At 33.5% G+C, this 23,509-nt stretch carries 25 protein-coding genes and 5 tRNA genes; 21 read left to right on the top strand and 9 right to left on the bottom strand.

What is annotated here, in order from left to right; translation table 11 throughout:
• Positions 1 to 113: 113 nt before the first annotated feature.
• The 6 genes from KWG70_RS15660 to KWG70_RS17990 all read right to left on the bottom strand — a co-directional run bounded on the left by KWG70_RS15660 (position 114) and on the right by KWG70_RS17990 (position 6,795).
• Positions 114 to 1,373: a fibronectin type III domain-containing protein gene (locus KWG70_RS15660; protein WP_230936979.1), complete on the bottom strand. Its 1,260-nt coding sequence runs from the start codon at positions 1,371 to 1,373 to the stop codon at positions 114 to 116.
• Between the two features lie 123 nt (positions 1,374 to 1,496).
• Positions 1,497 to 2,414 carry an endonuclease/exonuclease/phosphatase family protein gene (locus KWG70_RS15655; RefSeq protein ID WP_230936978.1) on the bottom strand — a complete coding sequence of 306 codons (918 nt, stop codon included), beginning with the start codon at positions 2,412 to 2,414 and terminating at the stop codon, positions 1,497 to 1,499.
• A 42-nt stretch (positions 2,415 to 2,456) separates the two neighbouring features.
• Complete coding sequence (gene lysS / locus KWG70_RS15650) at positions 2,457 to 4,148, bottom strand: lysine--tRNA ligase (protein ID WP_230936977.1); 1,692 nt, start codon at positions 4,146 to 4,148, stop codon at positions 2,457 to 2,459.
• Positions 4,149 to 4,251: 103 nt separating this feature from the next.
• Positions 4,252 to 5,142, bottom strand: coding sequence for a thioredoxin family protein (locus KWG70_RS15645; protein WP_230936976.1), 891 nt, complete (start codon positions 5,140 to 5,142; stop codon positions 4,252 to 4,254).
• 74 nt (positions 5,143 to 5,216) lie between these two features.
• A complete protein-coding gene (locus KWG70_RS15640; protein ID WP_230936975.1) occupies positions 5,217 to 5,627 on the bottom strand; it encodes a DUF1573 domain-containing protein in 411 nt (136 codons plus the stop codon).
• Between the two features lie 109 nt (positions 5,628 to 5,736).
• Positions 5,737 to 6,795 (bottom strand): helix-turn-helix domain-containing protein, encoded by a 1,059-nt coding sequence (locus KWG70_RS17990; RefSeq protein ID WP_230936974.1) that lies wholly within the window; start codon positions 6,793 to 6,795, stop codon positions 5,737 to 5,739.
• A 122-nt stretch (positions 6,796 to 6,917) separates the two neighbouring features.
• On the opposite strand from KWG70_RS17990, the gene KWG70_RS15630 reads away from it, so the two are divergent.
• Genes KWG70_RS15630 through lipB form a run of 3 tightly spaced genes read left to right on the top strand, consistent with a single transcriptional unit; the run spans position 6,918 to position 8,609 of the window.
• Positions 6,918 to 7,076, top strand: coding sequence for a YqaE/Pmp3 family membrane protein (locus KWG70_RS15630; RefSeq protein ID WP_230936973.1), 159 nt, complete (start codon positions 6,918 to 6,920; stop codon positions 7,074 to 7,076).
• 41 nt (positions 7,077 to 7,117) lie between these two features.
• On the top strand, positions 7,118 to 7,906 hold the full coding sequence (locus tag KWG70_RS15625) for a hypothetical protein (RefSeq protein WP_230936972.1): 789 nt from the start codon (positions 7,118 to 7,120) through the stop codon (positions 7,904 to 7,906).
• Between the two features lie 4 nt (positions 7,907 to 7,910).
• A complete protein-coding gene (gene lipB, locus KWG70_RS15620; RefSeq protein ID WP_230936971.1) occupies positions 7,911 to 8,609 on the top strand; it encodes a lipoyl(octanoyl) transferase LipB in 699 nt (232 codons plus the stop codon).
• On the opposite strand, the gene KWG70_RS15615 is transcribed toward lipB, so the two are convergent.
• From KWG70_RS15615 to KWG70_RS15605, 3 genes are read right to left on the bottom strand one after another with little or no spacing between them, the layout of a single operon-like run.
• The gene (locus KWG70_RS15615) at positions 8,610 to 9,440 is read right to left on the bottom strand and encodes a M23 family metallopeptidase (RefSeq protein WP_230936970.1); all 831 of its coding nucleotides are present in this window, start codon (positions 9,438 to 9,440) and stop codon (positions 8,610 to 8,612) included.
• Between the two features lie 42 nt (positions 9,441 to 9,482).
• Positions 9,483 to 10,001 (bottom strand): lipocalin family protein, encoded by a 519-nt coding sequence (locus tag KWG70_RS15610; protein ID WP_230936969.1) that lies wholly within the window; start codon positions 9,999 to 10,001, stop codon positions 9,483 to 9,485.
• Positions 10,002 to 10,020: 19 nt separating this feature from the next.
• Positions 10,021 to 10,914: a hypothetical protein gene (locus tag KWG70_RS15605; protein WP_230936968.1), complete on the bottom strand. Its 894-nt coding sequence runs from the start codon at positions 10,912 to 10,914 to the stop codon at positions 10,021 to 10,023.
• A 106-nt stretch (positions 10,915 to 11,020) separates the two neighbouring features.
• On the opposite strand from KWG70_RS15605, the gene KWG70_RS15600 reads away from it, so the two are divergent.
• From KWG70_RS15600 to nusG, 18 genes are all read left to right on the top strand, one after another.
• Positions 11,021 to 12,292: a DUF2851 family protein gene (locus tag KWG70_RS15600; protein ID WP_230936967.1), complete on the top strand. Its 1,272-nt coding sequence runs from the start codon at positions 11,021 to 11,023 to the stop codon at positions 12,290 to 12,292.
• Between the two features lie 15 nt (positions 12,293 to 12,307).
• Positions 12,308 to 12,535, top strand: coding sequence for a PspC domain-containing protein (locus KWG70_RS15595; protein ID WP_230936966.1), 228 nt, complete (start codon positions 12,308 to 12,310; stop codon positions 12,533 to 12,535).
• 12 nt (positions 12,536 to 12,547) lie between these two features.
• On the top strand, positions 12,548 to 13,579 hold the full coding sequence (locus KWG70_RS15590) for a potassium channel family protein (protein ID WP_230936965.1): 1,032 nt from the start codon (positions 12,548 to 12,550) through the stop codon (positions 13,577 to 13,579).
• A gap of 97 nt (positions 13,580 to 13,676) precedes the next feature.
• Positions 13,677 to 15,296: an alanine/glycine:cation symporter family protein gene (locus tag KWG70_RS15585; RefSeq protein WP_230936964.1), complete on the top strand. Its 1,620-nt coding sequence runs from the start codon at positions 13,677 to 13,679 to the stop codon at positions 15,294 to 15,296.
• A 36-nt stretch (positions 15,297 to 15,332) separates the two neighbouring features.
• Positions 15,333 to 16,190, top strand: a complete 858-nt coding sequence (locus KWG70_RS15580; RefSeq protein ID WP_230936963.1) for a ComEA family DNA-binding protein — start codon at positions 15,333 to 15,335, stop codon at positions 16,188 to 16,190.
• A 21-nt stretch (positions 16,191 to 16,211) separates the two neighbouring features.
• The gene (locus tag KWG70_RS15575) at positions 16,212 to 17,378 is read left to right on the top strand and encodes an acyl-CoA dehydrogenase family protein (protein WP_230936962.1); all 1,167 of its coding nucleotides are present in this window, start codon (positions 16,212 to 16,214) and stop codon (positions 17,376 to 17,378) included.
• 56 nt (positions 17,379 to 17,434) lie between these two features.
• On the top strand, positions 17,435 to 18,865 hold the full coding sequence (locus KWG70_RS15570) for a carboxypeptidase-like regulatory domain-containing protein (protein ID WP_230936961.1): 1,431 nt from the start codon (positions 17,435 to 17,437) through the stop codon (positions 18,863 to 18,865).
• A gap of 87 nt (positions 18,866 to 18,952) precedes the next feature.
• Positions 18,953 to 19,147, top strand: coding sequence for a 30S ribosomal protein S21 (rpsU, locus tag KWG70_RS15565; RefSeq protein ID WP_230936960.1), 195 nt, complete (start codon positions 18,953 to 18,955; stop codon positions 19,145 to 19,147).
• A 120-nt stretch (positions 19,148 to 19,267) separates the two neighbouring features.
• On the top strand, positions 19,268 to 20,158 hold the full coding sequence (locus KWG70_RS15560; protein WP_230936959.1) for a tyrosine-type recombinase/integrase: 891 nt from the start codon (positions 19,268 to 19,270) through the stop codon (positions 20,156 to 20,158).
• Between the two features lie 27 nt (positions 20,159 to 20,185).
• Positions 20,186 to 20,488 (top strand): ribosome hibernation-promoting factor, HPF/YfiA family, encoded by a 303-nt coding sequence (gene hpf, locus KWG70_RS15555; protein ID WP_230936958.1) that lies wholly within the window; start codon positions 20,186 to 20,188, stop codon positions 20,486 to 20,488.
• A 101-nt stretch (positions 20,489 to 20,589) separates the two neighbouring features.
• Positions 20,590 to 20,663: transfer RNA gene (locus tag KWG70_RS15550), tRNA-Thr, on the top strand.
• A gap of 54 nt (positions 20,664 to 20,717) precedes the next feature.
• A tRNA-Tyr gene (locus KWG70_RS15545) sits at positions 20,718 to 20,799 on the top strand.
• Between the two features lie 273 nt (positions 20,800 to 21,072).
• A tRNA-Gly gene (locus KWG70_RS15540) sits at positions 21,073 to 21,145 on the top strand.
• A gap of 61 nt (positions 21,146 to 21,206) precedes the next feature.
• A tRNA-Thr gene (locus KWG70_RS15535) sits at positions 21,207 to 21,278 on the top strand.
• A 61-nt stretch (positions 21,279 to 21,339) separates the two neighbouring features.
• Positions 21,340 to 22,527: an elongation factor Tu gene (gene tuf / locus KWG70_RS15530; RefSeq protein ID WP_230936957.1), complete on the top strand. Its 1,188-nt coding sequence runs from the start codon at positions 21,340 to 21,342 to the stop codon at positions 22,525 to 22,527.
• 63 nt (positions 22,528 to 22,590) lie between these two features.
• Positions 22,591 to 22,663 (top strand) — tRNA-Trp (locus KWG70_RS15525).
• A 14-nt stretch (positions 22,664 to 22,677) separates the two neighbouring features.
• On the top strand, positions 22,678 to 22,869 hold the full coding sequence (gene secE / locus KWG70_RS15520; RefSeq protein ID WP_230936956.1) for a preprotein translocase subunit SecE: 192 nt from the start codon (positions 22,678 to 22,680) through the stop codon (positions 22,867 to 22,869).
• A 17-nt stretch (positions 22,870 to 22,886) separates the two neighbouring features.
• Positions 22,887 to 23,444: a transcription termination/antitermination protein NusG gene (gene nusG / locus KWG70_RS15515; RefSeq protein ID WP_230936955.1), complete on the top strand. Its 558-nt coding sequence runs from the start codon at positions 22,887 to 22,889 to the stop codon at positions 23,442 to 23,444.
• Positions 23,445 to 23,509: the final 65 nt, after the last annotated feature.

The following is a 23,509-nucleotide window of genomic DNA, read 5'->3' as shown; positions in this document are numbered from 1 at the left end:
TAAAAAAGTAAGTTCTAGTTTTAATACTATTTTAACTATAAATGCCTAGAAATAATACAAAAAGAGCTACTTAGTAGTAGCTCTTTTGATGTTTTAATGATAAAATTTAATTATTATTCTATAGTATCCAAATACTCTAAGATTAAAGCAAGACCCTCATCATGTACCATAGTTGTACCATTTAATGGCATACTAAACCCTTGATTATAGGTTGAAATTCTATTGATAATACTATTTCTTCTACTTTGAATATTAGAATCGGCGAAAGGGCGTTCATAATCTAATCGCAATGTAGATTGTACTTCACATAAACCACCTTCAATATGGCAATGTGCACAATTAACATCAAAATAGGCTCTAGCACGCTCTTCTAAAGTATAGTTAACATCATCATCCCATTTTGGTAATACGCTAACCGAAGATGGATCTGTCAGGCCATCAATAAGATCACTATTGATTAAACTCTGTAGCTGATTTAAGCCACTCACATTAAAGTTAAGTGTTCTCATTTTTGGACCAATTGGCGTTTTATCGTCACCAATTCTATGGCATGTAAAACAATCAGTATCTGAAGGGATTTGGTAATTAACATTATTGGTGTCTCCATCGGCATCAATATATGTTACAGGTACTATACTTCCATTTGGATCTAAGAATGCTTCCGTTTGTTCGTCGTTCCATTTGTAATCTCCAGTTTCCCAAGATCCATTTATTTTTATTAAAACTCTAGTTTCAATGATTTTGCGTCCTAAACTCAAATCACGTTCATCATTATTATAAAAGAATGTCTTTACAATTACAGAATTATCTGGAAAAAGGGGAAGACCGTCTCCATCATAGGTGAGTTTTTCACCTTGTGGCAACACCATAAAACGTTGCTTATGTGCATAATCTGTAAATAATGCCGTGCTTAGTTCATATTGAAAGCCGTAAGTCGTTGGTCTCAATACATCTAAACTTTCACCTCCATAAAGGTTCAGTTCTGAAAGTGTAGGCAGAAACTCAGGCACGACAAAAGGTGCATCTGTTGTAAAGGTAAATACTTCAGAATACATGCTCACGTTTGTTGCTGTACATATAGTTTGTATGTACACATCGTAAGTGGTGGCTGGTTCTAATCCTGATAGAACTGCGTTAGTATCTGTTTCAGATTGTGTTGTTCCACTTCCAATTGTAAATCCAGTAACACCATATTCTAGCGTATATAATGCTGATACGCTCGAGGTATCCCATGTGATAATAGCCGAATTATTAGTAATTACGGTTGAGGTAACGTTAGTAACGGTTTCGCAGGCTGCGACAAAGTCGTCGTCGTTATTACAGTTCAGTAAAAAACTAGCGAATAATACAAGTAGACAGGTTTTTTTTAACATTTGGGTTGTTTTTCTGATTAATAGCTGATTGCGAATGTAATAAAAATCTTTCTCAACAAAAAGATTTAATCGTTGTGATGATAATTTTCAGCTATCAACTTAACTATGAACTGCTTATATGAGTTATTGATTAATGATAAACTCTGAAATCAGTAGCGCATGATCTGAAGCGTCGCTGTAATACTTGATTAGGCTTTGTGGCGAATGCCTATTGGCTAACCATATGTGGTCTAATTCAAACAAAGGGATACCGAGTGGCCAAGTGGCAGTAAATCCATTAGTGTACTCATGAAAACTTGTAAAGTCATTTTTGTAAGTTTCAAAGAACACACTTTCATAGGGTGTGTTGAAATCACCAACAACAAGATCTACATTATTGGTTTTTGCAAAATTAGATACAAAAGCCAAAGGATTCTTTTTGTTCACTAATATATTTGCTGTGAGGTCGGTTATAATGAGTTTTAACTTAGAATCTTTGGTATTGATTTCTAATAAATTAATCTTATAGGCATCTTCAAGGATACTAAATTCAAGTAACTCAATGTCATGCTTAGCAGCAATCAGCATTGCGCCTTTAAGTGGCATGAAATTGTAATTTGGCAACACCTTTTTTAGGGAATCTAGGTTTTTTAATGTGGTATGAGGTGCTTCAACGAAAGCTAAAATTTCTGGTTGGTAAGTATTGACTTGTTTTGAAAGATATGATACAGATAATTGTTTCCTTTTGGCCAGATTCCAAAATAAAATTTTTGATGTGTCTTTAGGGGTTTTAATTTCGGAAGACATGTAATAGTCCTGTAACCAATGAAGAGACAATAGAATCACTAACGCCAAAATACCAAAACGGTATACTTTTCTGCGGAAAAATAATAACACTAAAAATAATCCAGATAGTATAAGAATAGGAACTGGGAATGCATAAAAAACAATGCTAATTGGAAATATATGATCTTTCAAAATGAAATGAACAATCAACAAAAAAGCATATCCAATAAGTAGATATGCTTTATAATTCTGTTTTAGTTTTAGAGTCAAAGTCATACGGTTTGGTTTCTTAAACTCATCCAAATTATAATTATTGTGTTAGATCACTTCAACAAATAACCCATCATCATTTTTTACCACTTTGGCTACTTTTTTACCAGTTAAGCCTTTGATGGTCTTATCCCATTTTTTATTACTCAATCCAGATTGCGATTTTAAAGCGTTTAAGTCGATTGGTGAATTAGACTTAAGCATTTCAAAAACAGCTTTTTCTTCTTCGGTCATTTCTACTTGCTTTTTCTCTGGACGCATTTGAGGGAAGAATAAAACTTCCTGTATCGATTGGTTATTGGTTAAGAACATGATCAATCTGTCCATTCCAATTCCCATTCCAGACGTAGGAGGCATGCCGTACTCTAGAGCACGAAGGAAATCATAATCTATAAATTCTGTAGCTTCGTCATCGCCTTTTGCAGCGAGTTTCAGTTGATGCTCAAATCGTTCACGTTGATCAATTGGATCATTTAGCTCAGAATAGGCATTGGCAATCTCCTTTCCGCAGACCATCAATTCAAAACGTTCTGTTAGATCAGGGTTATCGCGATGCTCTTTACATAATGGACTCATTTCCTTTGGATAATCTGTGATAAAGGTTGGCTGGATATAGTTGCCTTCACATTTCTCACCAAAAATCTCATCAATAAGCTTTCCTTTACCCATAGTGTCATCAACTTCAACGCCTAAATCTTTTGCTGCTTGACGAATTTCATCTTCTGTTTTACCAGTAATGTCAAACCCAGTAAAATGCTTGATAGAATCAGCCATTGTTACACGAGCATAAGGTGCTTTAAAGTCGATATTGTGTTCTCCAAATGTAGCTTTGGTCGTTCCGTTAACAGCCATAGCACAATGCTCTAATAAGCGTTCACAAAAATCCATCATCCAATTGTAATCCTTGTAGGATACATAGATTTCCATAGCTGTAAACTCAGGGTTATGTGTTCTATCCATACCTTCATTTCTGAAGTTTTTAGAGAACTCATACACACCATCAAAACCACCAACAATTAAACGTTTTAAATACAACTCGTTAGCAATTCGCATATATAATGGAATATCTAAACTGTTGTGATGTGTTACAAATGGTCGTGCTGCTGCACCACCTGGAATAGGTTGTAAAATAGGTGTTTCTACTTCAAAATAACCTGAGTTATTGAAAAACTCACGCATTGCATTGAAGAGTTTTGTGCGCTTGACAAAAACTTCTTTCACATGCGGATTTACAACCAAATCTGCATAACGTTGTCTATAGCGTTGCTCAGCATCAGTAAATGCATCGTGTACTTTTCCTTCGCTATCTACACGCGGTTGAGGTAAAGGTTTCAATGCTTTACTTAATAGTGTAAAGTCTTTTACCATTACTGTTTTTTCGCCTACTTTAGTTGTAAATAATTCGCCTTCAATACCAATGAAGTCTCCAATATCAAGCAATTTTTTATACACATCGTTGTATTTGCTTTTATCGTCTCCTGCACAGATTTCATCTCTATTAAAATACACTTGAATTCTGCCAGCGCTATCTTGTAGTTCTGCAAAACTTGCACTTCCTTGAATACGACGAGACATTAATCGACCAGCAATAATAACCTTCTTGCCTTCTTCAAATAGATCTTTTACCTGTTTAGATGTTTGATCTACAGGAAACAAATCTGCAGGATAAGGGTTAATGCCTAAGTCTCTTAATTTTGCGAGTTTATCGCGTCTTACCAATTCTTGTTCTGAAAGTTGCATTCTAAATTTATTTTGAGGTGCAAAATTACATTATTTACAAGAATTAACGTAAAAAAACCATCAGGTTTTAAAATCCTGATGGTCTTAAACCCAACTGTTTCTATTATTTAGATTTTATAGCTTCAAGATTTTTTACAAGGTCAACATTGTTAGGAAATAGTTCTATTGCTTTTTCCATAACTTTTATGGCTTCTTTAGAATTGCCACTAACACCTATGGTATTGGCTAAGCTCATAAAAGTTCTTGGGTTGTCGGGAAACAATTTTGTGTTTAGTTTAAAAACTTCAATAGCTTCATCTATGTTATTATTGGTATAAAGCACGCGTCCGTAGGTGTTGAGTTCGAACATGTTTGAAACTTTTCCTTCAAATGATTTGATTAGTTTTTTGCTTTTCTTTTTTAATCCGTTTAGTCCATCTTCTTTTAATATCTCATGTACTCTAGTAACGATTTGATAATTTGATTTATACGTGTTTGTGGTTACAATATTTAGCATATCTTTTTCTAGAGTCTCAACAGGATGTTCTACAATTCGATTGATTTCCGTTCTGTTTTTGTAAAAAATAAAAGTTGGTACGCGATGTATATTTAGGCCAGCTTCGTCATGGTTTGGACTTTGTTTGTACATATAGGGTTTTCTGCTTACTGCAATAACCGTTAATTGTTCCTTAGGAAAATTGCAAGCGTCTAAGATTTTATAAAAGTGTGGAACTTCCTGCTTACTATCACCACACCACGTTCCCATAAACAACGTAATGTTGTAATCTTTTAGTTTTTGTTTTAATTCTGAAATTATCAATTCATCTATAATGTAGTCTTTATAGTTTTTTGAAAACCATGTGTTGTAGGTGCCAGAGGTTAATCCGGTTTTATCAATCTTACCAAGTAGAAAAGGAGTTTCTCCCTCTTGAGCAATTTCTTGATTAAGAGGTTGCGCATATATTTGAGCTGTAATAACCAGTGTGATTATTATAATAGTAATGTTTTTAATCATGTTGATGGTTTAAGATTAATGAGAAGAAAAATATCTACCCTTTTGATTGCAGTCGAAAGGGTAGATGCTATTTGCTATTTAGAAGCGACAATATTTCCTTTAATTTTAAGAATCTTGTTACCGCCTTCAGCATTGGAGGTTACAGTAATTGTCTTGGTAAAAGCTCCAAGTCTTTTCGTGTCATACTTAATACTCAGTTCTCCTGATTCACCAGGTAAAATAGGCGCTTTAGAATAGCTTGGTACAGTACAACCACAACTCGCTTTTACATTTGTAATTAATAAAGGTGCATCACCTGTGTTTGTAAATGAAAAAAGTCTAGTTCCATCAGAATTTTGAGTAATAGTTCCATAGTCTACAACTTCGGTTTTAAACTTGATTACGGCAACTTTTGTATTGTAAATGTCATAATTAATAGGTGCTGCAGCATTAAAAAGACTAAATGTTAATACTAATAAGATTGCAATGTTTAATGTTCGTTTCATAATTGAAATTTTAAATGATTAATATGAAAGCAAACATCAAAATTATCGATGTGAAATTTGTAAAAATAAGGGTTGAAATGAGTACTAGTCCCTAGGTTGAATTTTGTAACTAACTGTTAAACAGGGACTTTAATTCGTCTCTAGAGTTCACATTTAGTTTCTTGTAAACGTTGTTAACATGTGTTTTTACTGTACTTACACTCACAAAAAGTGCGTCTGCAATATCCTTATTTGTTTTATTATCTAATAAAAGATCAAGTACATTTTGTTCCTGCTTTGTAAGTTGCTCTTTGGCTTGGGTGTGCTGTTTAGCTTTTCTTTTTTTAGCTGAAATAAGAAACCAAAAATTGAAAAAGAGTGATATGATTAATACTACAATACCAACATAGATCCAGTTAAAACCAGAACTTTCTTTTAATGGGAAAGCAATGAACTTATCTGAAGTCAATTCAGCTTCATACTGTTTTGTATACGATGTATTTGGATATTTATCTTGTAGCCGCTCTAATAAACCATCATAATATGAATTAGCTTTCAGATCCTCAAGGTAATAGTCATGAAACTGATTGCCACGATCTGATAAAAACGCATAGATGTACAATTCGGCTAAGGGTTCATCTAAGGTTTCTCCAAAATCTTGTAGTGTTTTAAACCACTTTTTATTATTGAGATCTCTACTGGCTTTGCTTCTAAATTCTGAATAAGCAAACTTCATCACTTCTTTTAGTGAATCTACTTTTATAAAAGCTGCTGTGCGCGGATTAGTAGAAACAATGTCGCAAAACATTTGCGCATCAAATGATAGCGGAAATGTTATGGTATCGGTGTTTTTTGCAATAAATAAAATATCGTTGCTATCAGAACAATGACCTTCAAAATGATTACTTCCTTGATTAAATGATGTACAATTATCAACATGAAGCTTATAAATTTTGTGTGCTGTGTCGAGTTGGTTTCCTGTAAATTGGAAAAAACCATCTGGACCTGTTGTGACTTTGGTTATGATTTGCTCATCGTTGATCCCTTCAAGTGTTCGGTAATCTTCAATCACAGATAAATAAACTTCATTTTGCCAGCGGTCGTTATCAATATAACCTTTAAAGTTATGTTGAGCTGTGGCAACATTTCCGAAGAGAAAAAAGCTAAGAATGTAATATAAATTTCTCACAGCACTAAACTAGTATTTTTTTAATTAATAGAAAATGAAGATACATGGAATCGCCGAACTGTAACAAATTGATAAAGCCAACGTCCTATAACTACATCATCAATCATCAAAAAAATTAAATTATGAGTTTCTGGAGAGTCATTCTCGCTATTATTTTTCCGCCTTTGTCTGTTATTGGAAAAGGTTGTGGATCAATCTTTATTGTTTTTCTATTATGGATTTGCGGCTGGGTTCCTGGCGTTATAGCTGCATTAGTTATTCTTAACAATCCTGAAAGATAAATTGTATCTTTGCGTTTCTAATTCAATTATATTTTTAAAACATGAAACGATATTTATTTGTACTAGCCAGCTTATTTTTATTAACCAGTTGCAATTTTACCGAAGAAATCACTTTTAAAGAAGACGGATCTGGAGAGTTCATGATCAGTTATGACATGGGAGAAGTTATGAAGACACTCGAGGAGCAAATGGGAGGTGGACAAAGTAATGAAGAGAAGGAAAAAGTTAAAATGGATAGTGTGGTTTACTTTAAGCATATGTTAGTTGAAAAAGCTGACAGTATCGCCAAATTACCTCAGGAAGAACAAGATAAGCTTAAAGCGCTAGAGAATATTGTTATGCGAATGAAAATGGATCAAGAAGAAGGACTATTTAACATTGGAATAGGATCTTCTTTTAAGAGTTTAGACGAATTACCAGAAACACTTAAAAATATTGAAGACGCAAAAACACTAAATTCTAAGTCTGATCCTTCGTTTTCAAAAATGGGAGAAAGTCAAGTGGCAAAAGCGTCGGAAGGTATGTTTGAATATGTTGATTTTTCATACGACGGAAAAACATTTTCTAGGAGTTTAAAAGAAGGTTATGATGAATCACCAGAAAATATAGAGGCACTTAACAAGGAAATATCTGAAATGGGTGAAGCTAAAGAGATGTTTGAAGCTATGAGTTATACTTTAGTTTACAACTTCCCGAAGCCTGTTAAATCTGTAACTAACAAGAATGCAGAGATTAGTAAAGATAGAAAAACGGTAAGGCTCACTATGAACTTTATTGAAATGATTAAATCACCAGAACAGATGACTTTAGATGTGGTTTTAGAAGACTAGACTATTGAATAAAAACATAAAACTTGAAGATTTAGGAACTAGAGACTTTAAAGATACTTGGGACTATCAAGAGCAACTCTTTAAAGGTATTTTAGATACTAAAATCAAAAATAGACGCGAGGATGCTGGATTAGAGACAGATAATTATTTTCTGTTTGTAGAGCATCCTCACGTTTATACTTTAGGTAAAAGTGGCGATATGTCCAATTTGCTTTTGTCTGAAGAACAATTAACCCAAAAAGGAGCGACCTTTTACAAAATAAATAGAGGAGGAGACATTACTTACCATGGTCCTGGTCAAATTGTGGGTTACCCTATTTTGGATTTAGATAATTTCTTTACAGATATTCATAAATACTTGCGTTTTCTAGAAGAAGTGATTATTCTCACTTTAGCAGAATACGGATTAAAGACTGATCGTAGTCCAGGTGAAACAGGAGTTTGGTTGGATGTAGGAACGCCATTTGCTCGTAAAATTTGTGCAATGGGAGTTCGTGCTAGTCGTTGGGTAACAATGCATGGCTTTGCACTCAATGTGAATGCAGACCTTGGCTACTTTGACAATATTATTCCTTGTGGGATTAGAGGTAAAGCAGTGACTTCTCTTAACGTTGAGTTAGGTACCACAGTTGTTAGTGAAAATGAAGTAAAGGAAAAACTACTCAAACATTTTAAAACGCTTTTTGAAGCCGAGTTTATATAGTTAGTTTTTGACCTTATAACGTTTTCGGCGTTTTAATTCTTTCTTTTTATAACCTTCAAAATAAATAGGAATAGCGATATCCCTCTCCTTTCTAACTACAAAATGAAGGTGAGGTCCGCGAGTAAACCCTGTTAAACCTGAAGTGCCGATTTTTTGCCCTTTTGTGATATACTCGCCAATCTTTACAAAGCTGCCTTTATAATCTAAATGCACGTAGGACGCTATAGTTCCGTCACTATGCAATACAACTATTTTGTTTGCTTTTTTTATGAATGATCTATCACCATGTTCTGTATACCAATCAATGACCTGAACGACTAACCCTTCACGAGCAGCATGAACAGGTTCACCAATGTCCAATTGAAAATCTATGGCGTATAAAGAGGACGTTTTACTATGGGATGATTTTCCTCTAAATCCTTGGCTCACTGCATATTTTTTTCCTTTTTGAAACGGTAAACGATATTGATAAGTTGTATCTGGGTTTATAAGTGATTTATGTCCATAATAATACCCAATTTTTAGGCGTTTATTGAATTGTTTGGCTATTAAAGTGTCTGGTTTGTTGCGAACACGAGAGACTATAGTTATACTATCTTTTGCTTTTAATAATATAGATTGCACTTCATTGTTCGTTTTCCGCTCTCTTATAATAATTTCAGTTGGAATTAGTAACTTATTTTTTGCTTTAAGTACTAAACTATCGTTTTCTGTTTTCCAGTAAAATTCTATCTCATCATCGTATGAAAAAGGTTCATTTTTAGCTTTTTGTCCATAACTATTCTGAACTATAACAACAGTAAGAAGAATGATTGAGTAGTATATTTTCATATCATATAGATGATACAGAATTCGTTTTGTTACACTTAGAATCTACCAGTGAAAATCCCTATCCTTTATAGATACACTATCAGGAACAAAGACATCTATAATCGTAGTTTCTTTTGATGAAAACTGTTTATGTCTAAATTCTAAAACCATTTGAGAATTACTGAGATCAAGAATTTTAAAGAATTTATAATCTACATCCAGATGCATTAGCTTTTTGAGTTGTTCACCTTTCAGTTTAATATAAGGATAACCATCATCACTTTCGTAAAGTGTCCAATGCGTTGTTAATGTTTCGCCACAATCTCTAAATGCTCCATTGTTATCATACATAATACTATCTGTTGTATAAGTAGCTCTGTATGAGAGAAAGCAATCGCCCATATTCATTCTCACATTGTTATTAGTCCTTCTAGCGAGTTTCCATACTTTAATTGAATCTCCAGCAATTAAAGTTACAGCATTTTCTGGTATGGGAAAAGGTTCTTTCTTTTCTTTAGAGCAGGATATGAGCAGCGCTATAGATACGATCAGAATGTTGCCTTTAAATTTAAAATTGATCATAATACTCAAGGGCTATTGACTAATCATTTTTTTGTTTTTTATCGTTTTTCATTTTAATATCAACATTCACTTTTCCGTCTTTACCTTTTGTAATTACACGCTCTGTATCTGGTTTTGTGTTTCCTTTCAAAATTTCTTTAACGTCATTTTTTAACTTTTTGTAATCAATATCCTCTTTGTAAGTGTAGGCATATAAAGAGCCGCTGAAACCTTCGGTTGCGGTTCCAAGTCTTTTGGTCATAACGTAGTCAAAATTATCATTAGATCCATGAAACATTAAAACGTGTAAACGATATAATTGATCTTTGTCTGAGCCATCTGGATTGGTACTGTACACATAATAAACTACCTTAGTAAAACTTTTTGAAAAGCGATCTTTTGGCAATTCTTCATACCATTCGTAACCCCAAATGTTTTTGTCTTCAAACCTAAAAAAATCATAATTGAAATATTGATCAATACCATCTGGCAAAACATCATTTTTTTTAGCTTCATATAATTTAGCTTTCCATTTTTTACCTTCATCAAAATGACCGAGACCATGATGAGATACTGTAATGTTTTTAATCATAAAAAACTCACGTTTTGCAAAATCTTGTTCAAAAAAGAATTTTCCTTTTTCAATACCTTCTAATGCTGCTAATCCATACTCTAAGGATTTGTCAAACTTTTCACTATACCTATTTAATTCTTCCAAATGTGTAGCGGTCATTACTTTATACCATAGAGCATATTCATAAAGGGTGTCATTTTCAGGAATGCTTTTTTCTAATTCACTGAACTTTATAAATGCAGAATCAATTTGATTGGTTTCTAAAAGCTTTTCTGCCGCTGCATATTTTTCGAGCGGTGTGTTTTGACCAAAACTTGCAATTGAAATTAATAGTGTTATTAGTAGATGAGTTTTTTTCATGATATCCTTTTGATGGTGCTAAACGAAGTTCGGTTATTTTTTTGAAAAGTATTAATAATTTGATGTGTAATTTTATATATAGAAAATATTCTATATATTTGTATTCATGCAAGAAGCATTTCTTCATTATGTATGGAATTATAAAAAAATAGATGTTTTTGATTTAAAGACTACGCAGCATGAACCGTTGGAAATAATCTCGGGTGGAAGATTGAATTCCAATAGCGGTCCAGATTTTTTCAATGGTCAGTTGCGTATTGGAAACCAGCTTTGGGCAGGCAATATAGAAGTTCATATAAAGTCAAGCGATTGGTTTGTTCATGGTCACGAACAGGATTCGTCCTATGATAATGTCATATTGCATGTCGTTTATGAGCATGACACCGAAATTTACAGACATGATAATTCAATAATTCCTACTCTAGAGCTTAAGTCAATTATTAATAAAGATTTACTAGCTAATTATCAAAGGCTTTTTACAGCCAAAAACACATGGATTAATTGTGAGAAAGACTTCGCTGATGTTTCAGATTTTGTAATCATACATTGGTTAGAACGCTTATATTTTGAACGCTTAGAACATAAATCAAAGCATATAGAAGAACTACTTGAATCTTCAAAAAATAATTGGGAAGCTGTGTTGTTCAAGTTGTTGGCTAAAGCCTTCGGACTTAAAGTTAACGGCGATTCATTTTTTAGTTTGGCTAACTCTATGGATTTTTCGGTAATTAGAAAATCCCAAAGTAATGTACTGTCACTAGAAGCATTGTTTTTTGGGCAATCCAGATTGCTTAATGATAACTTTAGTCATCCTTACTATAAAGAATTGCAGAACGAATATTGGTTCTTGAAACAAAAATTTCAGTTAGAAAATCACGGTGTTATTCCGCTACAGTTTTTTAGATTACGACCTTTAAATTTTCCAACTATTCGATTATCACAACTGGCCAATTTGTATTTTAAAGAACATCATCTTTTTTCTAAAGCCATGTCTATTGATAGACTTTCAGATTATTACGCGCTCTTTGAAGTACCAACATCATCATTTTGGGAATCACACTATACGTTTGGTAAAGAAACGAAACCATCAAAAAAAATAATAACCAAATCTTTTGTCGATTTGCTTTTAATTAATGCGATACTGCCTTTAAAATTTTATCATGCAAGGCAAAAAATGGAGAGCAAAGAGGATATAATAGTTGAAATTATAGATAGTATTGCTTCTGAAAATAATTCGATTATTGACGGTTTTAATACCTTAAAACTGGTTTCGAAATCTGCAATGACCTCTCAAGGACTCCTTCAACTTAAGCAAAACTATTGTAATAAAAACAAGTGTTTAAAATGTGCTATTGGAAATTCACTTTTAAGTAAATAAAGTTTAAATTGCAGTGTGAAAATATTTTATCAAATACTCTACTATTTTCAAAAGCGTGGCTATTATGTGTGTCAGCGTATTGCTGATCGTTTAGGAATTAGAGCAAAAGTGGTGCGGACTTCATTTATGTATTTGACGTTTGCTACTCTCGGATTTGGTTTTGCATTGTATTTGTTTTTTGCGTTCTGGATTAAAATCAAGGATATTGTTTATACCAAACGCTCCTCAGTATTTGATCTTTAAACTAATTAACACGTGATTAGACCAATAAGCCCATTAATAAAATTATTTAAAGGAAAGATTTATACAGCAGTTCTATTGTTGTTATTCCTGCTCATTATTGGTGTCTTAGGCTTTAAAATTATATCTGATTATTCTTGGGTAGATTCATTGTATATGACCGTTATTACAGTAACTACAGTTGGGTTTGGAGAGGTTCAGCCACTCGATGACAATGCTAAGGTTTTTACTATATTTCTAATTATGGCCAGCGTTGTTATCCTTGGATATGCTATTACAGTAATTACCGAATATATTTTAAGCAAGAATAATTATGAAGAATTAAAACAGAAAAAGATGCAAAAGAAAATCGATAGCTTTAAAAACCATATTATTATTTGTGGTTATGGAAGAAACGGAAAACAAGCAGCAAAAAAACTTCTTGCCTATAAAAAGCCTTTTGTTGTCATAGAAAAAGATAAAGAAGTACTTGAAAAGTTTCAGAGTGAGATGGTTCCTTTTGTATTAGGAAATGCTAATGAAGATGAAATTTTATTACAGGCAGGAGTTGATCGAGCAGAAACCTTGATTTCTGCTTTGCCAAATGATGCCGATAATTTATTTGTGGTATTGTCTGCAAGGCAGATTAATCAAAAAATGAACATCATTAGTCGGGCATCACAAGAAACGTCCTATCAAAAATTAAAATTGGCAGGTGCAAATAATGTCATTCTACCAGATATGATTGGAGGAGATCATATGGCATCTTTAGTAGTTGTACCAGATTTAATAGAATTCATCGATAACCTATCCATAGTTGGAAAAGGAAATGTAAACATTGAAGAGGTTGGCGTAGAGAAGCTGTTCACCACGTCTAAGATAGAAACCTTGAGACACTTGGATCTTAGAAAGAAAACAGGTTGTACAGTAATAGGTTATAAAGATAGTTCGGGAGATTACATTGTTAACCCAGAAGCCGACATGAAATTAGAGCCGAACTCGAAAATTATCGTTTTAGGGCGCCCAGAGCAAATACAAAAGCTTAACTCGCTTTATGGTATAGACTAATCTCATTTTCATTTTAACAAGGTGTACTTTAAAAAGTCGATTTTTTTTAGCATCTTGTGGCCTTAATAAAAACTAACTAATTTTAAATACTTCAAGTATGAAGAAATATCTTCTTTCAATTTTCGCCGTTATTTTACCATTATTAACATATGCTCAAGATGACGAAAAAGGACTTGATCAAAAAATTGACGAGGCATTTCAGCCTGTAGCAGATGGCTTTTTTGATGCAATTTTCTTTCCTGTTTATCAAAGTGATACTATTACCATTCCATTTGTGTTGGTTTTATTGGTAGGTAGTGCACTATTTTTTACAATTTATTTTGGTTTTCCTAATGTTCGTTTTTTCGGAAAAGCGATTAATGTTGTTAGAGGTAAATACGACGATATAGATCATGCAACTTCAGACTCCATGTATGGTGACCCTACACCAGGTGGAGATGCTATAGAAACAATTAGAGATGAAAGTAAAGAAGGGGAGGTGAGTCATTTCCAAGCGCTTGCGACCGCAGTTTCCGGTACTGTAGGTAATGGTAATATTGCAGGTGTTGCACTAGCAATTGCACTAGGTGGACCTGGAGCTACATTTTGGATGATTATATGTGGATTGCTTGGGATGTCAACAAAATTTGTTGAATGTACTTTAGGTGTTCAATATAGAGATGTAGATGAAGATGGAACAGTATATGGAGGTCCGATGTATTACATTAGTAAAGGTCTAAAATCAAAAGGATTTAAAACTTTAGGAAAGGTAGCAGCAGCTATATTTGCTGTGTTTTGTATTGGAGGATCTTTTGGTGGTGGAAATGCAGCACAATCTAATCAAGCAACTATCGTAATTAAAGAATTATTTAATTGGGAAAGTTCAGCTGCAGGTGCTATTGTGGGTGTGGTTTTAGCCATTCTAGTAGGTATCATTATTATTGGAGGTATTAAGCGTATTGCCCAAGTAACAGAAAAGGTGGTGCCATTTATGGCTGTGATGTATGTAGCTGCGTGTTTATATATCATTTTTAGTAACTTTAGTTTAATTGATGATGCTATAGGTTTAATTGTAAATGAAGCATTTAACCCAACAGCATTTGGTGTTGGTTCAATAATTGGTGTATTATTAGTCGGATTTCAAAGAGCAGCATTCTCTAATGAAGCAGGTGCTGGTTCGGCATCAATTGCGCATTCAGCTGTAAAAACAAAATATTCAGCTTCTGAAGGGTTAGTAGCACTTTTAGAGCCGTTTATTGATACAGTTTTAATTTGTACAATGACAGCTTTAGTAATCGTGATTTTTAACTTTGGAGGTTTCTTTGAATATGGTGGAGATGGTTCAGGTGTTGTCTTTATTGACGGTCAACCATTTGAAGGTGCCGGAATTACATCTAAAGCATTTGCTCAATACATACCTTACTCAAATATATTCTTAACAATAGCCGTAGTACTATTCGCTGTGTCTACAATGATATCATGGTCTTACTATGGTTTACAATCATGGAAGTTTTTATTCGGAAGAGGTAAGACAGCAGATTTAGTTTATAAAGTATTATTTTTATTATTCGTTGTTATTGGAGCAGCAGCAAGTATGGGATCAATATGGAAATTCTCAGACGCCATGATCTTCGCTATGATCTTCCCTAATATGATTGGTTTATTCTTCTTATTCCCTGTGGTTAGGAAGCAATTAACACGTTATTTAGATGCTATAAAAGCGAATAAATCGAAATAAACATATTACGATATGTCAAATCTAAAATCCCACTTCATGTTTACAAAACAACAACGGAGTGGGATTTTCGTATTAATACTTCTCATACTAGCTATTCAATGTGCTATTTATGTTGTTGATTTTTCCTCGGAAGAATTTGAAAACGATACTGCTCTGATACAGGCGTACAGAGCAGAAGTGGATTCACTCAAACAATTGAAATTAAAAAATAGCCAACCCAAAATATTTCCGTTTAACCCTAATTTTATTACAGATTATAAAGGATATACGCTTGGGATGTCTGCTGAAGAACTTGATAGACTTCATAAGTTTAGAGAAGAAAATAAATGGGTTAATTCTGCGACAGAGTTTCAAAAGGTCACTCAAGTGTCTGATGCGCTTTTAGCAGAAATATCTCCATATTTTAAGTTTCCAGATTGGGTTACAAATCCAAAACCAAAGCGACAATACAATAGTTCATTTTCAGAAAATTCAAAACCTAAAACATTTGCTGAAAAACAAGATTTAAACACAGCTACAGCATTACAATTAAAAAAAGTAAATGGTATAGGAGAGGCGCTTTCTGAACGTATCGTAAATTATAGAAATAGAAAAGGTGGATTTGTGGCAGATGTTCAACTTAAGGAGGTATATGGTTTGTCTCCAGAGGTTATTGGTCGTGTTTTAAACCAGTTTACTGTTAAATCAGGAACACCTATTACTAAAATACATATTAATACAGCTACAATAGAAGAACTGGTTACCATAAAATACATTGATTACGAAATTGCCTATAATATCATAGAACAGCGTACGCTTAGAGAAGGATTTAAATCTTTAGATGAATTAATGAAAGTTAAAGGTTTTCCTGTTAAAAAAAGTGAGATAATTGAGTTATATTTGACATTCGATTAATGATTACTAAAAAAGCAAACCATGAGCAGTATGTACTTCACCGAAGAACATGAATTATTCAGACAAAGTTTAAAAGATTTTTTACAAAAAGAAGTTGTTCCTCATATCGAAAAATGGGAAGAAACTGGGCATATTGAACGTTTCATATGGAAAAAGTTTGGTGAGATGGGCTTCTTTGGGTTGGCATATCCGGAAGAGTATGGAGGAATGAATCTCGATTTATTTTACACTGTTATTCTGCTTGAAGAGCTTCAAAAAATTGATTCTGGAGGATTTGCAGCGGCTATTTGGGCACACGCATATTTAGCAATGACACATGTTAATAAAGAAGGTGATCATGCCATTAAAGAGAAATATCTGGCTCCAAGTATTAGTGGAGATAAAATAGGATGCTTATGTATTACCGAGCCTTTTGGAGGAAGTGACGTTGCAGGAATGAGAACTACAGCAGTAAAAGACGGCGATAGTTATGTGATAAATGGTTCTAAAACATTCATTACTAATGGTGTTTATAGTGACTATCTAGTGGTTGCAGCAAAAACAAACCCAGAACTTGGAAACAAGGGAATTAGTATTTTTATTATAGATCGTGATGTGTCTGGCGTTTCAGCAACTAAGTTGGATAAATTAGGATGGCGTGCATCTGATACAGGTGAAATTGCTTTTGATAACGTCAAGATTCCAGCCTCAAATCTAATGGGAGAGGAAAATAAAGGATTTCCATACATCATGCAACACTTTGCTTTAGAGCGCTTAATTATGGGAGTTAATGCTCATGCAAGAGCAGAGTATGCTTTAGATTATGCAAAACAATATATGAGCGAAAGACAAGCTTTTGGAAAGTCTATTGATAAGTTTCAAGCACTTCGTCATAGTTTTGCCGATTGTTATGCAGATATGATCATGTGTAAAGAATTTAATTATGCGGTTACTAGTCGTTTAGATAAAGGTGAATATGTAGTTAAAGAAGCAACGATCTCAAAGCTAAGATCAACTAAAATGGCCGATGAGGTGATATACCAATGTCTTCAATTTTTAGGAGGCTATGGTTATATGGAAGAATACCCAATGGCAAGATTATTGCGCGATAGCAGATTAGGACCAATAGGTGGTGGTACTTCGGAGATACTCAGAGAAATCATAGCGAAGATGACAATTGATGATAAAGACTATAAACCAGCGACTTAATTTTTCTTCGGAAATAGTATGAACTAACGGTTCGGTTAATAAATAGAATACTTAGTATGGGAATTAAACATTTAAAATATGGTCTTGCATTTAGCATACTGTTTTTTACAATTACGGCAACTTCGCAGACAGAAGTCAAAAATAAGATTGTAGATTTTACAACCTTGCTTCCTATTGAAAGTGCTAGTATCTACGTTAAGAATACAACGATAGGTACGGTAAGTAATTCGGATGGGAAATTTTTACTTCAAGTACCTCAAGAATTTGAAAAAGATACTTTAATTATTTCGTCAATTGGTTATAAAAGTTTTAAGGTGCCTGTCAATGAGTTTGATAATTCAGTCGACGTCTACTTAGAAGAAGATGTTGCTTCATTAGATGAGATCGTCCTTATTGCCGAAACACGACCAAAAACTGGAAACGAAATAGTGCTTAGAGCTATGGAAAAGCTCTCTAATAATTTGCCAGATTCGGCCTACATTCAAAAAGGATTTTTAAGACATAAGGAACGTAACAAAGTAGAATTTAAATGGCTTATCGAAAGTGCGATAACTGTTTACGATTCTGGTTATGGTTCTAAAAGTTCAGATTACTTGAAGATCAATGTAGATCAAATGCGAAAGAGTTACGACTTGAGAGATGTAGATAGTATTTTTTCATATGTATCCTATAAAAATCAAACCACAAGAAGTCGCCGCTTAAAACCTAAAGATGTCAGACGCAGTCAGTTGCGTACCTCCCAATTAGTAGATGCTATAAAATGGAATGACAATCGAGTTAATGGTCTTCAGAATATATTTCAAGGGAAATTAAATCTTCTGCGAAATTCTGATGATGCTAAAGCATTATTTGGAGAAAACATCCTAGATAAGCATCAATTTGAATTGGATACAATACTAGTAGATAACGACCGAAAGATCTATAAAATTAAAATTTCAGAAAGTACAGATTTTGTAGGACTAGGTACTAAAGGTATTTTTAATGAGGGTTATGTAGCTAATGGATGGTTATATATTTATTATGATAACTATGCAATCAAAAAGATAGAGTATGAACTCATTGCTGCTTCTGATGCTCAAAAGGTAAGAAGTAAGCGATTATTCGATACACAGGTTAATCATAAGTTGGTGATTACCTATATTGAATATGAAGATAAAATGTATCCTAACTATATTTATTATGAAACACCCAAGTTGGTGAATGTTGGTTTTAAAGCTGATGAGAAAGTAAGTGACGAAGAGAAGGAACGTTATAATAAAGAAGAACGTTACTATTATACTGTACAGGAAATACTATTCTCCGAAATAATTTTAGATAAAGAAGTTATTAAGACAGCTCTTAATGATAAATGGGATATGGATATCTTCTCTCCAAAGCCTTATAATAAAGACTTTTGGAAAAACTATAATATTCTTCTAGAAAGTGAAGAAGATGAAAAGCTTATTGAAGATTTAAGTACTCGTGCTTCGCTGTTTAAAGACAACTAAAAATATTTAAAAAAATTAATTGGACATTTTAAATTAGTTTCTATATTTGCAGCCTTAAAAATTCTAAAAGAGAGGAGGTTAAGAACTATGTTAATAATTCCAGTTAAAGAAGGAGAAAATATAGATAGAGCGTTAAAACGTTACAAACGTAAGTTTGTGAAAACAACGGTTAAAAACCAGTTGCAAGAACGTAAGCAATTTACCAAACCTTCAATCGCACGTAGAGCACAAATACAAAAAGCACAGTACGTTCAAGGTCTTAGAGATCAAGAAGCTGTATAATTCGTGTTTTTTATACGATATAAATCCTGCTAGAAATAGCAGGATTTTTTTTGCGATCAAATGAAATACAAATAAAAGGTTGTACATTTATTATACTCTTCAAGAGTAAATATTATTTATATGACTTTTAAAGCATTTTCAGATTATTTATTGTTAGAGAAAAATTATTCTAAGCTAACACTGAAAGCTTATGTAAACGATTTAGAAGATTTTCAACTTTTCATGACTTCAGAATTTGATGCAGACTCTATAATAGATATTAATTATCAACAAATTAGACATTGGATAGTCAATTTAGTAGAGAGCGGAATCTCAAATAGAAGTATTAACAGGAAAGTATCTTCTCTTAACACCTATTATAAATTTCTAATTAAAACTAAAAGTATTGAAGTTAACCCATTGGCAAAACACAAAGCCTTAAAGGTGAGTAAAAAAGTGCAGGTTCCTTTTTCTGAAGTTGAAATGAAACAAGTTTTAGAAGCACTTAATTCTGCCAAAGATTTTGAAGGATTAAGAAACCGATTAATTATAGAACTATTTTATGCGACAGGCATTCGTCGTATTGAATTAGTTCAATTAAAAATATCTGACGTAGATCTATCCAATAAAACATTAAAAGTTTTAGGTAAACGAAATAAGGAACGATTGATTCCTTTAATAGATTCCATTTTAAAAACGATTGAAGACTATTTGCAGGTAAGAAATAATTTAGAAACCATTGTAGATAATTCCCATTTGTTTTTAACAAAAAAAGGGGTTAAAATTTATGAAACTCTTGTTTACAGAATTATAAATGATTACTTTAGTAATGTATCTACCAAAGTAAAAAGGAGTCCACATATATTAAGGCACTCATTTGCGACTCATTTGCTTAATCAAGGTGCAAACCTAAATGCTGTAAAAGAGCTTCTTGGTCATTCAAGTTTAGCAGCAACTCAAGTCTATACACATAATAGTATAGCCGAATTAAAGAAAGTGTATTCTAATACACATCCAAGAAGTAAAAAATAATATTGTCTAACTAATAAAAGAACGATTATGAAGGTAAACACACAATCTGTAAATTTCACCGCAGACAGAAAGCTAATTGATTTCATTCAAAAACGAATGGATAAGTTAGATATGTTTTATGATAAAGTCATACAATCTGATGTGTATTTGAAAGTTGAAAACACAAGCGATAAAGAGAATAAAGTTTTTGAAGCACGAGTTAGAGTGCCAGGCGATAGTTTTATTGTAAAAAAACAGTGCAAAACATTTGAAGAAGGGACAGATATGGCAGTTTCCTCTCTAGAAAGACAGTTAAAAAAGCGAAAAGAAAAATTAAGAGCACATATCTGATAAAATTTTTCAAAAAATGTTTTGAATAAATAAATAAATCTTTACATTTGCAGTCCGTTAGAAATAGCGGGCTTTTTTTATAGCGAAAAAGTTATAGAAAAGCCGATGTAGCTCAGCTGGCTAGAGCAGCTGATTTGTAATCAGCAGGTCGTGGGTTCGAGTCCCTCCATCGGCTCTAAAAAAGTCTAAAAATAACAGGTGTTAATTTTAGCAAAAGTTCTTTAAAATTGGGGAGATACTCAAGCGGCCAACGAGGGCAGACTGTAAATCTGCTGACTACGTCTTCGCAGGTTCGAATCCTGCTCTCCCCACAAAGAATTTTTTAATAAAGAGTTGTCAAAAGCTTGCTTTTGTAAAACTACATTTAAAAATTCTTTGGATTGGTTCACCAATCCAGGATCAATGAGCGAAGCGAGTTAATCCTTAAAACCATCTAATTAATTTTGTTGTATAAGCGAAATAAGTTTTTGGTAAGGATCAACAAGCGAAGCGAGTTAATCCATAAAAATTATTTTTAGAACGCTTGATTCTAAAAATAGACTTTGAAATATTGAAACCTTATAATTGATAAACAATTATTAAATGCGAGAGTAGCTCAGTTGGTAGAGCGTCAGCCTTCCAAGCTGAATGTCGCCGGTTCGAACCCGGTCTCTCGCTCAAAAAATTCCTGCGAAGGCAGGAATCTCATTTAGTTTAAATGAGGAAGTAAACACTTTACGCCGGTGTAGCTCAGGGGTAGAGCGTTTCCTTGGTAAGGAAGAGGTCACGAGTTCAAATCTCGTCATTGGCTCTTTTTTTAGAAAGAAAATTAAATTGAACACTAATATAAATTAAGATTAAATAAATTAAACATGGCAAAGGCAACTTTCGATCGTTCAAAACCACACCTTAATATAGGTACAATTGGACACGTAGATCACGGTAAAACAACTTTAACTGCTGCTATTACTAAAGTATTAGCTGATGCAGGTTTATCTGAAGCAAAAGATTTCGATCAAATTGATAACGCTCCAGAGGAGAAAGAAAGAGGTATTACAATTAATACATCACACGTTGAATATGCAACAGCTAATCGTCATTACGCTCACGTTGACTGTCCAGGTCACGCCGATTACGTAAAGAACATGGTTACTGGTGCTGCTCAAATGGATGGTGCAATATTAGTTGTAGCTGCTACAGATGGTCCAATGCCACAAACTCGTGAGCACATCCTTTTAGGACGTCAGGTAGGTATTCCACGTATCGTTGTATTCATGAATAAAGTGGATATGGTTGATGATGATGAGTTATTAGAATTAGTAGAAATGGAAATCAGAGATTTATTATCTTTCTATGAGTATGATGGAGATAATGGTCCTGTAATAGCTGGTTCTGCTTTAGGAGCACTTAACGGTGAACAAAAATGGGTTGATACAGTAATGGAATTAATGGAAGCTGTTGATGCTTGGATTGAAGAGCCAGTACGTGATATGGACAAGCCTTTCTTAATGCCAATTGAAGATGTATTCTCAATTACTGGTCGTGGAACTGTTGCTACAGGTCGTATCGAAACAGGTGTTGCTAATACAGGTGATCCAGTAGAGATTATTGGTATGGGTGCTGAGAAATTAAACTCAACAATTACAGGTATCGAGATGTTCCGTCAAATCCTTGATAGAGGAGAAGCTGGAGATAACGCTGGTATCTTATTAAGAGGTATTGAGAAAACTCAAATCTCTAGAGGTATGGTAATTACTAAGCCAGGATCTGTAACTCCACACAAAAACTTCAAAGCTGAGGTTTATATCCTTAAGAAAGAAGAAGGTGGACGTCACACTCCATTCCATAATAACTACCGTCCACAGTTCTACGTACGTACAACTGATGTAACTGGAAACATTGCGCTTCCTGATGGAGTTGAAATGGTAATGCCTGGAGATAACCTTACTATTACAGTTGAATTAATTCAACCAATTGCAATGAACGTTGGTTTACGTTTCGCAATTCGTGAAGGTGGTAGAACAGTAGGTGCTGGACAGGTTACTGAAATTTTAGACTAAATATTTATTAAATAAATATTAATTAAGGTGTTCCGATTTGTCGGAACGCCTTGATTTATATTTACGGGTTTAGCTCAGTTGGTAGAGCACTGGTCTCCAAAACCAGGTGTCGGGAGTTCGAGTCTCTCAACCCGTGCAAATACAAAACAAATGGCAGGAATTGTAAATTATATAAAAGAATCTTTTGACGAGTTAAAGAATAATGTGTCTTGGCCAACATTGGCAGAAGGGCAAAGTTTAACCGTTTTAGTGGCTGTATTTTCAATCATATTCTCATTAGCTATTTGGGGAGTTGATACTGTTTTTAGTAAAGTAATTAAGGCTTACTTTGATTTAATATAACTAAAACAACACAGAGAATGTCTGAAAGTAATACAAATAAAAAGTGGTACGTTGTTAGAGCCGTAAGTGGTCAAGAAAACAAAATCAAAACCTATATCGAGAATGAAATTTCTAGATTAGGTTTAGAAGATTATGTAGATCAAGTACTCGTTCCAACAGAAAAAGTTATCCAGATTCGTAACGGAAAGAAAATAAATAAAGAACGTGTTTATTTTCCAGGATATATTATGATTCAGGCAAATTTAAGTGGTGAGATTCCTCATATTATTAAATCTATTACAAACGTAATTGGATTTTTAGGAGAAACTAAAGGAGGAGATCCAGTACCATTAAGACAATCTGAGGTAAACAGAATGTTAGGTAAAGTAGATGAATTGGCTGTAGATGCCGATGCAAATGTTGCTATACCTTACACACTTGGAGAAACAGTAAAAGTTATAGATGGACCATTCAATGGATTTGATGGTACCATCGAAAAGATAAATGAAGAAAAGCGTAAACTTGAAGTTATGGTTAAGATTTTCGGAAGAAAAACACCATTAGAATTAAGTTATATGCAAGTTGAAAAAGTATAATAATTGTTACAAATATAGATAGTACGTCTTTTTTGCTTCCACATAAAAGACATACAAAACTAAAA

The sequence above is a fragment of the Psychroserpens luteolus genome (assembly GCF_021032705.1).
GTDB classification, from domain to species: domain Bacteria; phylum Bacteroidota; class Bacteroidia; order Flavobacteriales; family Flavobacteriaceae; genus Psychroserpens; species Psychroserpens luteolus.
This window is presented reverse-complemented; position numbering and strand designations above follow the sequence as displayed.

Excerpts from the sequence above, each read along its gene's own strand:
- KWG70_RS15630 (WP_230936973.1), top strand. The coding sequence starts at position 6,918 with ATGAGTTTCTGGAGAGTCATTCTCGCTATTATTTTTCCGCCTTTGTCT.
- KWG70_RS15580 (WP_230936963.1), top strand. The coding sequence starts at position 15,333 with ATGTTTACAAAACAACAACGGAGTGGGATTTTCGTATTAATACTTCTC.
- tuf (WP_230936957.1), top strand. The coding sequence starts at position 21,340 with ATGGCAAAGGCAACTTTCGATCGTTCAAAACCACACCTTAATATAGGT.
- KWG70_RS15625 (WP_230936972.1), top strand. The coding sequence starts at position 7,118 with ATGAAACGATATTTATTTGTACTAGCCAGCTTATTTTTATTAACCAGT.
- secE (WP_230936956.1), top strand. The coding sequence starts at position 22,678 with ATGGCAGGAATTGTAAATTATATAAAAGAATCTTTTGACGAGTTAAAG.
- KWG70_RS15615 (WP_230936970.1), bottom strand. The coding sequence starts at position 9,440 with ATGAAAATATACTACTCAATCATTCTTCTTACTGTTGTTATAGTTCAG.
- KWG70_RS15645 (WP_230936976.1), bottom strand. The coding sequence starts at position 5,142 with ATGATTAAAAACATTACTATTATAATAATCACACTGGTTATTACAGCT.
- KWG70_RS15560 (WP_230936959.1), top strand. The coding sequence starts at position 19,268 with ATGACTTTTAAAGCATTTTCAGATTATTTATTGTTAGAGAAAAATTAT.
- nusG (WP_230936955.1), top strand. The coding sequence starts at position 22,887 with ATGTCTGAAAGTAATACAAATAAAAAGTGGTACGTTGTTAGAGCCGTA.
- KWG70_RS15570 (WP_230936961.1), top strand. The coding sequence starts at position 17,435 with ATGGGAATTAAACATTTAAAATATGGTCTTGCATTTAGCATACTGTTT.
- KWG70_RS15640 (WP_230936975.1), bottom strand. The coding sequence starts at position 5,627 with ATGAAACGAACATTAAACATTGCAATCTTATTAGTATTAACATTTAGT.
- hpf (WP_230936958.1), top strand. The coding sequence starts at position 20,186 with ATGAAGGTAAACACACAATCTGTAAATTTCACCGCAGACAGAAAGCTA.
- lysS (WP_230936977.1), bottom strand. The coding sequence starts at position 4,148 with ATGCAACTTTCAGAACAAGAATTGGTAAGACGCGATAAACTCGCAAAA.
- KWG70_RS15660 (WP_230936979.1), bottom strand. The coding sequence starts at position 1,373 with ATGTTAAAAAAAACCTGTCTACTTGTATTATTCGCTAGTTTTTTACTG.
- KWG70_RS15575 (WP_230936962.1), top strand. The coding sequence starts at position 16,212 with ATGAGCAGTATGTACTTCACCGAAGAACATGAATTATTCAGACAAAGT.
- KWG70_RS15600 (WP_230936967.1), top strand. The coding sequence starts at position 11,021 with ATGCAAGAAGCATTTCTTCATTATGTATGGAATTATAAAAAAATAGAT.
- KWG70_RS15655 (WP_230936978.1), bottom strand. The coding sequence starts at position 2,414 with ATGACTTTGACTCTAAAACTAAAACAGAATTATAAAGCATATCTACTT.
- KWG70_RS15585 (WP_230936964.1), top strand. The coding sequence starts at position 13,677 with ATGAAGAAATATCTTCTTTCAATTTTCGCCGTTATTTTACCATTATTA.
- rpsU (WP_230936960.1), top strand. The coding sequence starts at position 18,953 with ATGTTAATAATTCCAGTTAAAGAAGGAGAAAATATAGATAGAGCGTTA.
- KWG70_RS15610 (WP_230936969.1), bottom strand. The coding sequence starts at position 10,001 with ATGATCAATTTTAAATTTAAAGGCAACATTCTGATCGTATCTATAGCG.
- KWG70_RS15605 (WP_230936968.1), bottom strand. The coding sequence starts at position 10,914 with ATGAAAAAAACTCATCTACTAATAACACTATTAATTTCAATTGCAAGT.